The sequence below is a fragment of the Janibacter limosus genome, assembly GCF_004295485.1.
Classification (GTDB): domain Bacteria; phylum Actinomycetota; class Actinomycetes; order Actinomycetales; family Dermatophilaceae; genus Janibacter; species Janibacter limosus_A.
The window spans coordinates 489,906-504,353 of record NZ_CP036164.1 but is presented as its reverse complement, the minus strand read 5'-3'; the positions used below and the strand labels follow the sequence as shown (position 1 = coordinate 504,353).

The 14,448-nt window shown below is 70.0% G+C and carries 13 protein-coding genes; 6 read left to right on the top strand and 7 right to left on the bottom strand.

Going from position 1 to position 14,448, the window contains the following annotated elements; genetic code table 11:
- Positions 1-12: 12 nt before the first annotated feature.
- From EXU32_RS02475 to EXU32_RS02465, 3 genes are all read right to left on the bottom strand, one after another.
- Positions 13-1,815, bottom strand: coding sequence for an FAD-dependent oxidoreductase (locus EXU32_RS02475; protein WP_130628471.1), 1,803 nt, complete (start codon positions 1,813-1,815; stop codon positions 13-15).
- Positions 1,812-3,404 carry a succinic semialdehyde dehydrogenase gene (locus EXU32_RS02470; protein ID WP_130628470.1) on the bottom strand — a complete coding sequence of 531 codons (1,593 nt, stop codon included), beginning with the start codon at positions 3,402-3,404 and terminating at the stop codon, positions 1,812-1,814. Before EXU32_RS02470 ends, EXU32_RS02475 begins: the two co-directional genes overlap by 4 nt.
- A gap of 80 nt (positions 3,405-3,484) precedes the next feature.
- Positions 3,485-4,606 (bottom strand): GuaB3 family IMP dehydrogenase-related protein, encoded by a 1,122-nt coding sequence (locus EXU32_RS02465; protein WP_130628469.1) that lies wholly within the window; start codon positions 4,604-4,606, stop codon positions 3,485-3,487.
- A 135-nt stretch (positions 4,607-4,741) separates the two neighbouring features.
- Here EXU32_RS02465 and EXU32_RS02460 point away from each other — a divergent pair, with 135 nt between their 5' ends.
- Entirely contained in the window at positions 4,742-6,403 is a 1,662-nt protein-coding gene (locus EXU32_RS02460) for a DHA2 family efflux MFS transporter permease subunit (RefSeq protein ID WP_130628468.1), read from the top strand.
- A 94-nt stretch (positions 6,404-6,497) separates the two neighbouring features.
- The gene (locus EXU32_RS17300) at positions 6,498-6,776 is read left to right on the top strand and encodes an antitoxin (RefSeq protein WP_207233863.1); all 279 of its coding nucleotides are present in this window, start codon (positions 6,498-6,500) and stop codon (positions 6,774-6,776) included.
- A gap of 53 nt (positions 6,777-6,829) precedes the next feature.
- On the opposite strand, the gene EXU32_RS02450 is transcribed toward EXU32_RS17300, so the two are convergent.
- Positions 6,830-7,852: a dipeptidase gene (locus EXU32_RS02450; protein ID WP_130628467.1), complete on the bottom strand. Its 1,023-nt coding sequence runs from the start codon at positions 7,850-7,852 to the stop codon at positions 6,830-6,832.
- A 46-nt stretch (positions 7,853-7,898) separates the two neighbouring features.
- Here EXU32_RS02450 and EXU32_RS02445 point away from each other — a divergent pair, with 46 nt between their 5' ends.
- Positions 7,899-8,930 (top strand): P1 family peptidase, encoded by a 1,032-nt coding sequence (locus EXU32_RS02445; RefSeq protein ID WP_130628466.1) that lies wholly within the window; start codon positions 7,899-7,901, stop codon positions 8,928-8,930.
- Here EXU32_RS02445 and EXU32_RS02440 read toward each other — a convergent pair.
- Both EXU32_RS02440 and guaB read right to left on the bottom strand, forming a co-directional pair.
- On the bottom strand, positions 8,914-9,891 hold the full coding sequence (locus EXU32_RS02440; protein WP_130628465.1) for a PepSY domain-containing protein: 978 nt from the start codon (positions 9,889-9,891) through the stop codon (positions 8,914-8,916). The two genes, EXU32_RS02445 and EXU32_RS02440, sit on opposite strands and share 17 nt — an antisense overlap.
- A gap of 11 nt (positions 9,892-9,902) precedes the next feature.
- Positions 9,903-11,444, bottom strand: a complete 1,542-nt coding sequence (gene guaB / locus EXU32_RS02435) for an IMP dehydrogenase (protein WP_207233862.1) — start codon at positions 11,442-11,444, stop codon at positions 9,903-9,905.
- Between the two features lie 178 nt (positions 11,445-11,622).
- Between guaB and EXU32_RS02430 the strand changes: the two genes are divergently transcribed.
- Both EXU32_RS02430 and EXU32_RS02425 read left to right on the top strand, forming a co-directional pair.
- Positions 11,623-11,925 carry a WhiB family transcriptional regulator gene (locus EXU32_RS02430; RefSeq protein WP_130628464.1) on the top strand — a complete coding sequence of 101 codons (303 nt, stop codon included), beginning with the start codon at positions 11,623-11,625 and terminating at the stop codon, positions 11,923-11,925.
- A gap of 31 nt (positions 11,926-11,956) precedes the next feature.
- Positions 11,957-12,202, top strand: coding sequence for an RNA-binding S4 domain-containing protein (locus tag EXU32_RS02425; protein ID WP_130628463.1), 246 nt, complete (start codon positions 11,957-11,959; stop codon positions 12,200-12,202).
- 129 nt (positions 12,203-12,331) lie between these two features.
- On the opposite strand, the gene EXU32_RS02420 is transcribed toward EXU32_RS02425, so the two are convergent.
- Entirely contained in the window at positions 12,332-13,027 is a 696-nt protein-coding gene (locus EXU32_RS02420) for an aspartate/glutamate racemase family protein (protein WP_130628462.1), read from the bottom strand.
- A gap of 119 nt (positions 13,028-13,146) precedes the next feature.
- Between EXU32_RS02420 and serA the strand changes: the two genes are divergently transcribed.
- Positions 13,147-14,349 (top strand): phosphoglycerate dehydrogenase, encoded by a 1,203-nt coding sequence (gene serA / locus EXU32_RS02415; protein WP_130628461.1) that lies wholly within the window; start codon positions 13,147-13,149, stop codon positions 14,347-14,349.
- Positions 14,350-14,448: the final 99 nt, after the last annotated feature.

Sequence of the window (14,448 nt, the reverse complement as noted above, 5' to 3'; positions counted from 1 at the left end):
CAGGTTGGAGGGTCAGGACGACACCCCGTGGCGGACGGCGGGCATGGGCAGGGACACCTTGGAGCTGGTGTGGGTGAACTCGCGCACGGCCGGTCGACGCGCCGCGATCGGCTCGACCCGACGGTAGGCATCGCCCTGCGCCGGGCGCACATCGCCGTCGCCGGTGTTGGGCCACATCGAGAAGGTCCGCTCCGACTGCGCCGTGATCGTCAGCGACGGGTTGACGCCGAGGTTGGCCGAGACGGCCGACCCGTCGACCACGCTGATGCCGGGGTGACCCCACAGCCGCTGGTAGGGGTCGATGACACCCGTGGCGGGCGAGTCACTGATCGCGGCGCCCCCGAGGAAGTGCGCGGTGAGCGGGATGTCGAAGGCCTCGCTCCACGTGCCACCCGGGTGGAAGGGCTGACCGAGCCGCGCTGAGAGCTTGTCGGCGAGGACCTTGATGCCGTCATGACCGGCCTTGATGTAGGTGGGGTTCTCCTCGCCGTGTCCCTGCTTGGAGGTGAGCCGGCGACGACCGCCACGCCCGTCCGTCAGGTAGGTCGTCAGCGAGTTGTCCAGGGACTGCATCACCAGACCGATGACCGTGCTGTCGGCGAAGTGGGTGCCCGGGGGGAACCACGCCTTGAGCGCCGGGAGGTTGCGCGGCAGGTCGGCGATGAGCTTGACGAAGCGCGGGGTCCTGCCCGTCCTCGGCGGCGCGAGCAGCGTGGTGAGCATGCCCATGGCATCCGAGCCCTTGCCGTACCGGACGTTCTCGATGTGGGTGGCCGCATCCGGGTGGAAGGAGGAGGTGATGGCCACTCCCTTCGTCAGGTCGTACTCACCCTCAGGAGGCGTCGAGGCGAGCGCGCCCACGAGGGCCTCGGAGTTGGTGCGCGTCAGCTCACCGAGCCGATCGCTGATCCCGGCGAGCTCGCCGTCGGCCTTCATCGCGTGCAGGAGGTTCTGCGTGCCCCAGGCGCCGGCCGCCACGACCACCTTGTGTGCCGTGGTGACGCGAGCGCTCTTGTCCCCCAGTGCATCCGTGGCTTCGTGGCGCACCCGGTAGACCTCGCCGGGTCCCTCGGTCCCCGGGACCACACCGACCCGGGTGACGGTGCGCATGGGCACGATCTGGGTGCCCAGCCCCTCGGCCAGGGCGAGGTAGTTCTTGACGAGCGTGTTCTTGGCACCGACGCGGCACCCCACCATGCAGTTGCCGCACTCGGTGCACGTGGTGCGCGTGGGGCCGGCGCCACCGAAGTAGGGGTCCTCGATGGTTCGGCCCTGCTCCTGGGCAGAGCCGTCCTCCCCGAAGAGCACCCCGACGGGCGTCTTGCGGAAGGTCTCCGGCACGCCCATCTCTGCGGCCGCGTCGCGCATGGCGTCCTCGACGACCGACTCGCACGGGTTGGTGACGACACCGAGCATGGTGCTGGCCATGTCGTAGTGCGGCAGCAGCTCGGCCTGCCAGTCGGTGATGTGCCCCCACTGCCGGTCCTTGAAGAAGACCTCCGGCGGGACGTAGAGGGTGTTGGCGTAGTTCAGCGAGCCTCCCCCGACACCCGCACCGGCCAGGACCATGACGTCCTTGAGCAGGTGGATCCGCTGGATCCCGTAGCACCCGAGCTTGGGCGCCCACAGGAAGTTCTTCAGGTCCCAGCTGGTCTCGGCGAAGTCGGAGTCCGCGAACCGTCGACCTGCCTCGAGGACGGTGACGCGATAGCCCTTCTCCGACAGGCGAAGGGCGGCGACGGAGCCTCCGAAGCCGGACCCGATGACGAGGACGTCGGTGTCGACCGTCGTGTCGACCGCGTGGTCGTCGTTCACTTCATACCCACGATCTTCATGGCCCGCAGGCTGAGTGTCAGTGCCGCTGCGTGCGCCTTGTCGCTCATCCCGAAGGCGGGCGCGATCGGCACGAGGTACTGGGCGGCGACGGTCTGGGCCTCGGTGTACTTCAGGATGCCCTCGGCACCGTGGCGACGACCCATCCCGGAGTCCTTCATCCCGCCCATCGGTGCGCCCATCGACGCCCATGCGGCCGCGTAGCACTCGTTGATGTTGACGGTCCCGGTCTGGATCCGGGCAGCGATCTGGCGGCCTCGCTGCACGTCGCGGGTCCACACCGACGAGTTGAGGCCGTACTGGGTGTCGTTGACGAGCGCGATCGCGGCGTTGTCGTCGGCGACGCGGTAGATCGACACGAGCGGGCCGAAGGTCTCCTCGTCGCGGCAGGTCATGGCCGCGGTCACGCCCTCGAGGACCGTCGGCTCGTAGACGAAGGGCCCGACCTCGGGGCGGCGCCGGCCACCGGTGAGCACGGTGGCGCCCTTGGCCTTGGCGTCCTCGACGTGCTCGGTGACGGTGTCGAGCTGGGCCTGGCTGACCAGGGAGCCCATGTCGTAGCCGTACTCGAGAGCCGTGCCGAGGGTCATCGCCTCGACCGCCGCGACGAACCTCGGGATGAACTCGTCGGCGATCGCCTCGTGGACGACGACCCGCTCGGTGGAGATGCACAGCTGTCCGGCGCTGGAGAAGCACGCCCGCACGGCGCCCTCGACCGCCCGGCCGAGATCCGCGTCGTCGGCGATGTAGACGGAGTTCTTGCCACCGAGCTCCATGCTGAAGGACACGAGTCGCGCGGCGGCCGACTGGGCGACCCGGCGGCCCGTGGGGGTCGATCCGGTGTAGCAGACGTAGTCCGTCTGGTCGACGACCGCCTGGCCGGCCTCGCGCCCGGCCCCGAGCACCACCTGGAAGACACCCTCGGGCAGCCCCGCCTCGCGGAGCAGCTCGACGCCGGCGAGTGCGGTGATCGAGCCCTGCTGGTCGGGACGCAGGACGACGGCGTTGCCGGCCATGAGGGCGGGCAGTGCGTCGGTGATCGCCAGGCTGAGCGGGTAGTTCCACGGGGAGACGATGCCCACGACGCCCTTGGGGTGGTGCAGGACGCGCGTCTGCGTCAGGACCGGGTAGGCACCGGCGACCCGGCGCGGCTTGAGGTGCCCCTCCGCCGTGCGGGCGTAGTAGCGGGCCGCGAGCGCGGTGTCGAGGACCTCCTCGAAGGCCTGCTTGCGCACCTTGCCCGACTCGATCTGGATCAGGTCGAGCAGCTCGACCTGCTTGGCCAGCACGAGGTCGTGGAAGCGGAGCAGGATGCGACGACGCTCGTCGAAGGAGGTGGCGGCCCACCGGACCTGGGCGGCACGGGCAGCGGCCACGGCCCGCGTGACGTCCTCGGCGCGCGACAGCGGCAGGGTCGCGATCGGACCGCCGGTGAGCGGCGAGGTGCGGGTGAAGGTCTCTGCGGTCGGGGAGGCGACCACCCGACCGGCATAGCGCCGGGCGCGCCCGGGGTCGACCGCGTAGGTGGCCGTGGGGTCCAGCTCTGGGTCAGCGATGATCTCCGAGGTCATTACCCAAAGGTAACTGTGCGTCCATCCCAGTGCCAGAGGTCATCCACGTGCGAGACACCACACCCGTGGCGAAGGGAGGGTCAGCTCGGCTGGTGCGGCGCGACGACGACCTCGATGCGCTGCAGCTCCTTGACCTCGGTGTAACCGGTGGTCGCCATGGCACGACGCAGCGCGCCGATGAGGTTGGTCGTGCCGTCGGCCACCTTGCTCGGTCCGAAGAGGACCTCCTGCAGGGGCGCGACCGAGCCGACCTCGACCCGCGACCCGCGCGGAAGCTCCGGGTGGTGCGCCTCGGCACCCCAGTGGTAGCCGCGGCCCGGGGCGTCGGCGGCGCGGGCGAGGGCAGCACCGAGCATGACGGCGTCGGCGCCGCAGGCGACGGCCTTGACGATGTCGCCGCTCGTACCGAGACCACCGTCCGCGATGACGTGGACGTAGCGGCCACCGGACTCGTCGAGGTAGTCGCGTCGGGCGGCGGCGACATCGGCGACGGCGCTGGCCATCGGTGCGTGGATGCCCAGGGCCTGGCGGGTCGTGTGGGCCGCTCCCCCGCCGAAGCCGACGAGGACGCCGGCCGCGCCGGTGCGCATGAGGTGGAGGGCCGCCGTGTAGCTGGCCGCGCCACCGACGATGACGGGGACGTCGAGCTCGTAGATGAAGCGCTTGAGGTTCAGCGGCTCGCTGCGGCTGCTCACGTGCTCGGCCGAGACGGTCGTGCCGCGGATCACGAAGAGGTCGACCCCCGCGTCGACCACGGTCCTCCAGTGCTGCTGGGTGTTCTGCGGGCTGAGGGCGCCCGCGACGGTCACGCCCGCGGCGCGCAGCCCGCGCAGCCGCTCGGTGATCAGCTCGGGCTGGATCGGGGCGGCGTAGATCTCCTGCATCCGGGAGGTGGCGACGACCGGGTCGAGCGAGGCGATCTCGGCGAGCAGCGGCTCCGGGTCGGAGTAGCGCGTCCACAGCCCCTCGAGGTCGAGGACCGGAAGGCCGCCTGCCTCGCCGAAGGCGACAGCCGTCGTCGGCGACATCACGGAGTCCATCGGGGCGGCGATGACCGGCATCTCGAAGTGGTAGGCGTCGATCTGCCAGTCGAGCGAGACCTCCTCGGGGTCGCGCGTGCGCCGACTCGGCAGCACCGCGATGTCGTCGAAGGAGTAGGCCCTGCGGCCACGCTTGCCTCGGCCGATCTCGATCTCATTCACCCGCCCAGCCTAAAGGGCTTGGTCCTCCGCGGTGGAGGGCGCATACTTGCTTGGCCGATGCATGCATCTTTTCGCTCGGTCCGGGTGGCGACGAGGCCGCCGCCACCCCCTTCGCAACCCTCTCAGGAGACTCCTGTGTCCACGACCGTCCACGACTCCCCGCCACAGGAGTACCCCGAAAAGATCGACGCCGCCGTGCTCAAGGTGGCCGGCGTCGTCGTCCTCGGCGCGATCATGTCGATCCTCGACATCACCGTCGTCAACGTCGCCCTCCCCCACTTCCAGACGGACCTGGCCACGGGCCCCGAGCCGCTGCAGTACTCCACCGTCGCGTGGACGGTCACCGCCTACACCCTGGCGCTCGCGACCGTCATCCCGCTGACCGGCTGGGCGGCCGACCGCTTCGGCACCAAGCGCCTCTACCTGGCGGCCATCGCCTTCTTCGTCGCCGGCTCCGTGCTGTGCGCCTTCGCCCCGTCGATCCAGATGCTCATCGGCGCGCGCGTCCTGCAGGGCCTCGGTGGCGGCATGCTCATGCCGCTCGGCATGACGATCATGACCCGCGCGGCCGGCCCGCAGCGCATCGGTCGCCTCATGGCGATCCTCGGTGTCCCGATGCTCCTGGGCCCCATCGGTGGACCGATCCTCGGCGGCTGGCTCATCGACAACGCCCACTGGCTGGGTCGCCCGAGCTGGACCTGGATCTTCCTGATCAACCTGCCGATCGGCATCGCCGCCCTCGTCTACGCCTGGATCGTCCTGCCCAAGGACGACACCCACCCCAGCGAGTCGCTGGACGTCATCGGCCTGCTCCTCATGTCGCCCGGTCTGGCGCTCTTCCTCTACGGCGTCTCCTCGATCCCCGAGGCGGGCACCGTCAACTCGCCCAAGGTCTACGGCACCGCCCTCGCCGGTCTCGCGCTGATCATCGCCTTCGGCTGGTGGTCGATGCGGCCCAAGCACCCGCTGCTCGACCTGCGTCTGCTCGCCAACCGGCAGTTCTCCGTCGCGGCCCTGACGATGTTCCTCTTCGCCGCGGCCTTCTTCGGTGGCCTGCTGCTCATGCCGACCTACTTCCAGCAGGTGCGCGGTGAGTCCACGACCATGGCAGGTGTGCTGATGATCCCGCAGGGGCTCGGCGCCCTCATCACCATGCCGATCGCCGGCATGCTCGTCGACAAGTACCCCGTCGGTCGCATCGTGCCCGTCGGCATCGCGCTGATCACGGGTGGCATGTTCGCCTTCACCCAGCTCTCGGCGGACTCCAGCTACTGGGGCTTCGTCATCCCGGCGCTCTTCGTCATGGGTCTGGGCATGGGCGCGACGATGATGCCGCTGATGACCAGCTCGCTCAAGGCGCTGACCGACCACCAGGTCGCCCGCGGCTCGACCCTGCTCAACATCACCCAGCAGGTGGCCAGCTCCTTCGGTGTCGCCATCGCCTCGGTCGTCCTGACGCGTGGCTTCGAGAACCGCCCGCTCATCGGGCAGGCACAGGCCTTCGGCGAGGAGAGCAGCAAGGTCTCCGACCCCAACGCGATCCAGCAGCTCCTCGCGAAGTTCCCCGAGGTCGCCCAGATCCTCGGCCAGTACGCCAGCGACCCGGCGGCCGGCGCGCAGGCGCTCATGCACGCCGTCCGCATGGACATGGCCGATGCCTTCGCCGCGACCTACTGGGTCTCCGCCTTCATGTGCCTCGCGACCCTCGTCGTGGCGGCCTTCCTCCCGCGCAAGCAGGAGAAGAGCCACCTGCTGGACGACGAGCCGCAGGACAGCGCTCCGGTGCTCATGCACTGATCCACGACGGCGAAGGGGGCGGCGCGCAGGAATCCTGCGCGCCGCCTCTTCGTTGGACAATGGGAGACAACCGCACCCGACCGAAGGATCACTGATGGCCAAGTTCAAGAACGCCGCCCTGATGCTCACCGCCGGCGAGACCGCCCGCCAGTGGGCGAAGAACAACCCCGAGAAGGCCAGCGACTACGTCGACAAGGCCACGAGCTTCATCGACCAGCGCACCAAGGGCAAGTACCGCAAGCAGCTCGCTGGGCTCTCCCAGACCGTGAAGAAGAACCTCGCCGGCGACACCATCAAGGGCTCGGCGGTCCGCGGCGAGACCCCCGACGCACCCCGAACCTCGCAGAAGCCCTTCCCCGACCTGCGCGCCTGACGAGCAACGCGCTCGATCCCTGAGGAGGTTGCACGGCAACCTTCTCGACGGGATCAGACCTGCGTCGCCTCGAGGACCCGCAGCACGTTGCCGTGTGCGAGGGCCTCGAGGTCGGCCCGGGACCAGCCCCGCTCCCCCAGTGCGGCGAGCAGCCGCGGATAGCTCGCGACATCCTCCAGCCCGACCGGCGTCTCGTCGACGCCGTCGTAGTCGGCCCCGATCCCCACGTGCTCGATCCCCACGACCTCGCGCAGGTGCTCGAAGTGCGCCACGACGTGCTCGATCGTCGCGACCGGCTCCGGGACGGCATCGGTGCGCCCGAGCGACGCATCGGCACGAGCCTGGTTGACGAACTTGGGCACCACGTTGGCCATGACGATCCCGCCGTTGGTTGGTATCCGCTCGAGGACGTCGTCGGGCACATTGCGCGGGTGGTCGCAGATCGCGCGCGCGCCGGAGTGGCTGAATATCACCGGGAGCCGCGTCGCGTCGAGCGCGTGGTGCATGGTCTCGGCGCTCACGTGGGAGAGGTCGACCACGACACCCAGGTGGTTCATCCGGGCGACGACCTCGCGACCGAAGTCCGTCAGGCCGCCGTGGACCCGCTCGTCGGTCGCTGAGTCCGCCCACTGCGTGTTGTCGTTGTGCGTCAGCGTCATGTACCTCGCACCACGGTCCGCGAAGTCGGCCAGGTGGTCCAGCGACCCGTTGATCGAGTGCCCGCCCTCCATCCCGATGAGGGCGGCGTGCCTCCCTTCGCCCCAGGCGGCGTGCACGTCCGCGGCGGTGCGGGCCGCGACCATCTCGTCGTAGCGCTCGCAGAGCGCGCCCACGAAGTCGATCTGCTCGTGGGTCGCCGCGACCGCCTCCTCTCCCGCCATGGAGCACGGCACCCAGACCGACCAGAGCTGCGCCGCCAGTCCGCCCTCACGCATGCGCGGCAGGTCGGTGTGCAGGTGTGGCTGCGGCTGCGCGATGTCGCATGCGTCGAGGTCGTGGCCGGCCACCTCGCGATGGCGCCACGGCAGGTCGTTGTGGCCGTCGAGGACCCGGATCGGCTCGTTGCGCGTCGTCATCGCCCCAGTCAACCGCACACGCTCGCCCACCGGGCATGCTGGAGCCATGCGCCCCGGAGCCCACAACGCCATCACCGATGTCCCAGGAGTACGGGTCGGCCACGCCACCCGTGACGAGACGGGCTGGTTGACCGGCACGACCGTCGTCACGCCCCCGGTGGGGACCACCGGCGGCGTCGACGTGCGCGGCGGCGGCCCCGGGACCCGTGAGACCGACCTGCTCGACCCGCGCAACCTCGTCGACGCGGTGGACGCGATCGTGCTGTCGGGGGGCAGCGCCTTCGGCCTGTCCGCGGCGGACGGCGTGATGTCGGCGCTGGCGGACGAAGGGAGGGGCTGGCCCGTCGGTGGACCGGGACAGATCGTGCCGATCGTGCCGGCGGCGATCCTCTTCGACCTGGGTCGCGGCGGCGCCTGGCGCCATCACCCCGGACCCGATGAGGGCCGGGCTGCGTACCTCGACGCCAGCGACGGGCCGGTGGACGAAGGGAGCGTCGGCGCCGGCACCGGAGCCCGCGCCGGTGGTCTGCGGGGCGGCATCGGGACGGCCAGTGTCGTGCTCGACTCGGGAGTGACCGTCGGGGCGATCGTGGTGGTCAATGCCGTCGGCTCGCCCATGGGACCTGATGGCCGGCTGCTGGGCGAGCGGCTGTTGGTCCCGGGTGAGGTCGCTGTTCCCGAGCCCGATCCCGTTGCAGTGCAGGCGCACTGGCAGCGCCAGGCAGACGAGGCGCAGGCACTGCAGGCGGGGACCGCGACCACGCTGGCCGTCGTCGCGACCGACGCGGCCCTCGACAAGGCCGGTTGCGCGACGCTTGCCGGCGTGGCCCACGACGGCTTCGCCCGGGCCCTGTCGCCGGTCCACACCGCCTTCGACGGCGACACCGTCTTCGCCCTGTCGACGGGCGGCCGGCCCCGGCCCTCCCCCTTCGAGCTCGTGGCCGTGCAGACCGCCGCCGCCGACTGCGTGACCCGGGCGATCGTGCGGGGGATGCTCGGCGCGCGGTCGATCGACCGCACCCTCGACGGTGGTGCCGCCCTGCCGGCCTACCGGGAGTCGATCAGTCGATCAGACTGAGGTCGGGAGGCGGGTCGTGGACGTCGGGGTCGCGGTCCGGTCCGCTCGGGATCTGGTGTCCCAGCTCGTGCTTGCAGATCCACCCGCACAGCACCATGAGCGGGAAGCAGACCAGGGCGATGCCGGGGTAGTCCTCGCGCATGACCACTCCCGTGTACGCCATGAGCGCGAGGACCACGGCCGCGACGAACCCGCTCACGGCGTGCCACTGCGCGAGGTCGCTGCGGCTCCTGCGGGTCCGCAGCACGCGGTGGCGCAGGACCTGGTGGGCCTCCATGAGGATCCAGCCGATCGGGAGCAGGAGCATCGGGAGCAGGCCCCACATGGGGTCGACGCGGTCCTGCAGCTCGACCAGCACGACCACCACCACGAGGGACAGCGGCAGCCACCCGTAGAGGCAGTTCAACGCCGTCAGGCGCAGCAGGCGAAGGGGGCGGGACCACCGGCCGGTCGGCGGCGCTGCGGGGACATCCATGCCCACCTCGCGTCGCCGCAGCGCGGCCGAGCGCAGCTCGTGCTCGGTCATCTCGGTGGTGGCCACCTGGTCGTCGCCCTCGGACGCTGATCGCTGGTGCTCGATCGCCCTCTCGCGGGCGCGGGTGTCGGCGGCCACCTGCTCGAGGAAGCGCTGCCGCTCGTGCGGTGGTGACCACCGGTCGATCCGCAGCTCGTTGCCCAGGACGTCGACGTGGACGCGCTCGTCCTCGAGCTCGCGCCAGGTCGACCTCGCCATCGAGCCGATCACCGTCACGGAGCACAGGACGAACCAGACGGCGAAGGTCGGCCAGTGCACGTCCGGGTCCGTCTTCCCCTCGACGGGCATCCGGGTGAGCATCATGAGCGCGAAGGCGAGCACGACCATGAGGCCCAGCGTCATGGCCAGCCCAGCGCCCTGCAGGAGCCACCAGCCGACACCGATCTGCTTCGGCGCGGCGATCGGGGTGGGCTGGTGGTGGTCCACCCGCGCTCCCGTCAGCCGAGGCTGTAGTTGGGTGCCTCGACGACGCCCTGGATGTCGTGCGGGTGGCTCTCCTTGAGCGAGGCCGAGGTGATCCGCACGAACTTGCCCTTGGCCTGCAGCTCGGGGACGGTGCCGGCGCCGACGTAGAACATCGACTGCCGCAGCCCGCCGACCATCTGGTGGGCGACCTGTGCGAGCGTGCCGCGGTAGGAGACCCGGCCCTCGACGCCCTCGGGCACGAGCTGGTCGTCGCTGGTGACCTCGGCCTGGAAGTAGCGGTCCTTGGAGAAGGACTTCTTGCCACGGCTGCTCATCGCACCGAGGCTGCCCATGCCGCGGTAGGCCTTGAACTGCTTGCCGTTGACGAAGATCAGCTCGCCGGGGCTCTCCTCGCAGCCGGCCAGCATCGAGCCGACCATGACGGTCTCGGCGCCGGCGACGATCGCCTTGGCGATGTCACCGGACTGCTGCAGGCCACCGTCGGCGATGACCGGGACACCAGCCGGACGGGCGGCGAGCGACGCGTCGTAGACGGCCGTGACCTGAGGGGCTCCGACCCCGGTGACGATGCGGGTGGTGCAGATCGAGCCCGGCCCGACACCCACCTTGATCGCGTCGACACCCACGTCGATGAACGCCTGGGCACCCTCGCGGGTGGCGACATTGCCACCGATGACCTGGACGTGCCGAGTGGCCGGGTCCTTCTTCAGCCGCTCGCACATCTCGAGCAGGAGCTTGACGTGGCCGTGGGCGGTGTCGGCGACGAGGACGTCGACGCCGGCGTCGATGAGCGTCGTCGCGCGCTCCCAGGCGTCGCCGAAGTAGCCGATCGCGGCACCGACGAGGAGCCGACCCTGGCCGTCCTTGCTCGCGTTGGGGAACTGCTCGCTCTTGACGAAGTCCTTGACGGTGATGAGCCCGGCGAGGCGGCCCTGGTCGTCGACGATCGGCAGCCGCTCGCGCTTGTGCTGCCGCAGCAGGAGTGTGGCGTCCTCGTTGGAGATGCCCACGGGGGCCGTGATGAGGGGCATGTTCGTCATGACGTCGCGCACGATGGTGGTCGACCACTCGGCGACGGGGGTGAAGCGCAGGTCGCGGTTGGTGATGATGCCGATCAGCACGTTGTCACCGTCGACGACCGGCAGACCCGAGACGCGGTACTCGCCGCAGCGCTGGTCGAGGTCGTCGAGGGTCGCGTCCGGACCGATGACGACCGGGTTGGTGATCATGCCGGTCTGCGTCCGCTTCACGAGGTCGACCTGGTAGGCCTGGTCCTCGATCGACAGGTTGCGGTGCAGGACACCGATCCCGCCCTGGCGAGCCATCGCGATCGCCATCCGCGACTCGGTGACGGTGTCCATCGCCGCCGAGATGAGCGGCGTCTTCAGGCTGATCTCCCGCGTCAGGCGGCTCGTGGTGTCGAGGTCGCCGGGTGCCAGCTCGCTGTACCCGGGGAGGAGGAGCACGTCGTCATACGTCAGACCGACCTTGGTGAAGGGGTCCGGGCCCACGGCCCCGGTGTCGTCACGGTCCGTCGGGTCACCGAAATCCATTTCCCTATCCTAAGCCACCGTCACAGCGCCTCCGGACCTGACCATCTCCTGACCAAATCCCTGATTTCCGGGGCCAATCCATACCTTCTGTACGACCTCTGTTGGCATCGATCTCCTTAGGTTGGCCATCAGAAGCGGGGAACGGCGCCCGCCGACAGCTTGATGCACGGAGGAAGATATGGGACACGTCGACAGCGCGCCTGGACCGGTTGCAGACCTGTGGGAGTGGCAGTTCGAGGGTGCCTGCCGCGACATCGGCAGCGAGTCCTTCTACCACCCCGACGGTGAGCGAGGAGCCGCCCGACGGCTTCGCGACGCCGCGGCCAAGGAGGTCTGCGCCGGCTGCCCCGTCATCACGGCATGCCGCGACCACGCCTTGGCCATCCGTGAGCCCTTCGGCGTCTGGGGCGGCCTCACCGAGGACGAGCGGCAGCTCCTGCTCGCCGAGCGCGACATCGCCAGCGCCGGCCTCGCTGGCTGAGCCGCCCCCCTTCGCGATCTAGGCTGGTCGGGTGACATCTCCCGAACCGGTCCACATCCGCGACGAGTCGATCCGCCTCGGCCAGCTGCTCAAGCTCGCCGGGCTCGTGGAGGACGGCGCCATGGCCCGTGAGGTCATCGCAGCCGGCCAGGTGAGCGTCGACGGCGCTCCCGAGACCCGCCGCGGCGCGCAGATCAGCGCCGGCAGCATCGTCGAGCTCGCCGGCCAGCAGATCGAGGTCGTCACCGGAGAGGCCGAGATCGACGTCCCCTGGTGACCACGGCCCCTGAGGACTTCGCCCCCCCCGCTCCAAGAGGATTGCGTCTCTCCACTCCTGAGGACTTTCGCGTCCCCGCTCCCTGAGGAGCTTGCGCAGCAAGCGTCTCGAAGGGACGACGACGGACGCTCAGCCCTCGGTCAGCATCCAGTCCAGCGCCCGGTCCACGTGGATGGCCGTCGTGTCGTGCATCGGCACCGGGCAGTCGTCCTCGTCGATGAGCAGGCCGATCTCGGTGCCGGCCAGGACGACGCACTCGGCGCCCCGGTCGGCCATCCCGCGCATGATCGCGCGCAGCTCACGGCGCGAGGAGTCCTTGATGACGCCGTGGACCAGCTCTTCGTAGATGATCCGGTCGACCTCGGGGCGCTCGCCCTCCTCCGGCAGGATCACGTCGATCCCCCGCTGCTCGAAGGGCGTGGTGTAGAAGTCCCCCGCCATCGTCGTCGCCGTGGCGACGAGCCCGACCTTGCGCTGGTGCGAGGCCTCGACCCGACTCGCGGTCGCCTTGGCGATGTGGAGGAAGGGGATGTCGACGGACTCCTCGATCCGGTCGGCCACGGCGTGCATCGTGTTGGCCGCCAGGAGGAAGCCCTCGGCTCCCCCGGCCTGCAGCCCCTTGGCCGCGTCGACGAGGACCTCGGCCATCGCGTCCCAGTCACCGGCGTTCTCCGCGTCGTCGATCGGCTGGAAGTCGACGCTGTGGATGAGCACCCGGGCGCTGTGCAACCCGCCGAGACGCGCGTCGACCCCTTCGTTGAGGCGGCGGTAGTACTCCGCCGTCGCAGACCAGCCCATACCGCCGAGGACACCAAGGAGACGCATGGCCACACCCTAGTCAGCAGCCTTGCGTCCGTGGGCTTTCGGTTCCGCCCAGCAGTCCCGGGGTTCCGGATGGCGGGCGCGTGCCAGGTCACACGGGGTGCGGGCATACCCTGCTGAGCGTGAAGGTGCTGCTGCTCGAAAACATCCATGACGCTGCCCGTGATGCGCTGACCGACGCCGGGTTCGAGGTCGAGACCCGCTCCGGCGCGCTCGACGAGGCCGAGCTGATCGCTGCGCTGGAGGGGGTCGACATGGTCGGCATCCGCTCCAAGACGCATGTGACGCGGGCCGTGCTCGAGGCCCGCCCGGAGCTGAAGGTCGTCGGCGCCTTCTGCATCGGCACCAACCAGATCGACCTCGATGCGGCCGCCCAGGTCGGCACCGTGGTCTTCAACGCTCCCTTCTCCAACACACGCAGCGTCGTCGAGCTGGCCCTCGGCGAGATCATCTCGCTGGCCCGTCACCTGACGGACAAGAGCACCGCGTTGCACGCCGGCGTCTGGGACAAGTCGGCGAAGGGGGCCCACGAGGTCCGCGGCCGCACGCTCGGCATCATCGGTTACGGCAACATCGGCGCCCAGCTGTCCGTGGTCGCCGAGGCCTTCGGCATGCACGTCTCCTTCTACGACCTCGAGGACAAGCTCCCCCTCGGCAACGCCAAGAAGGTCGACACCCTCGACGAGCTGCTCGAGACCTGCGAGACGATCACGCTCCACGTCGACGGTCGGGCGGGCAACGCCGGCAACTTCGGGGCCGAGCAGTTCGCCAAGATGCGTCCCCGCAGCCTCTTCCTCAACCTCTCGCGCGGCTTCGTCGTCGACCTCGAGGCCCTGCGCGACAGCCTGGTCTCCGGGCACATCGCGGGCGCCGCCATCGACGTCTTCCCCAGCGAGCCCAAGAAGGCGGGCGACCCCTTCGAGAACTGCCTGCAGGGCATCCCCAATGTCATCCTCACCCCGCACATCGGTGGCTCCACCGAGGAGGCGCAGCTTGACATCGGGCGCTATGTCTCCGGCAAGCTGCGCGACTGGGCGACCAGCGGCGCGACGACCATGTCGGTCAACGTCCCCGCCGTCGCCGCGCCCGTCGCGCAGGGCGGAACCCGCATCCTCCACCTGCACAAGAACGTCCCGGGAGTCCTGGCGCGGGTCAACACGATCCTGTCCGAGGGCGATGTCAACATCGACAGCCAGCAGCTGAGCACCAAGGGCGAGTACGGCTACGCCGTGACCGACCTGGCCAGCACCCTCCCCGCCGACACCGAGCAGCGCCTGCGCGACCTCGAGGAGACCGTCGAGGTCCGGGTCATCGTCACGACCTGACCCTCCTCCCTTTCCACGACGAGAGGTGGTGGCGACCGGATTGCCGGTCGCCACCACCTCTCTTTGCGTGGGTGGGTCTTGAGTCTGCATTCCCCCACG

What these genes read in the sequence shown, in the direction of transcription:
- EXU32_RS02470 (WP_130628470.1), bottom strand. Translation starts at nt 3,404, where the DNA reads ATGACCTCGGAGATCATCGCTGACCCAGAGCTGGACCCCACGGCCACC.
- EXU32_RS17300 (WP_207233863.1), top strand. Translation starts at nt 6,498, where the DNA reads ATGGCCAAGTTCAAGAACGCCGCCCTGATGCTCACCGCCGGCGAGACC.
- EXU32_RS02450 (WP_130628467.1), bottom strand. Translation starts at nt 7,852, where the DNA reads ATGACGACGCGCAACGAGCCGATCCGGGTCCTCGACGGCCACAACGAC.
- EXU32_RS02445 (WP_130628466.1), top strand. Translation starts at nt 7,899, where the DNA reads ATGCGCCCCGGAGCCCACAACGCCATCACCGATGTCCCAGGAGTACGG.
- guaB (WP_207233862.1), bottom strand. Translation starts at nt 11,444, where the DNA reads ATGGATTTCGGTGACCCGACGGACCGTGACGACACCGGGGCCGTGGGC.
- EXU32_RS02430 (WP_130628464.1), top strand. Translation starts at nt 11,623, where the DNA reads ATGGGACACGTCGACAGCGCGCCTGGACCGGTTGCAGACCTGTGGGAG.
- EXU32_RS02420 (WP_130628462.1), bottom strand. Translation starts at nt 13,027, where the DNA reads ATGCGTCTCCTTGGTGTCCTCGGCGGTATGGGCTGGTCTGCGACGGCG.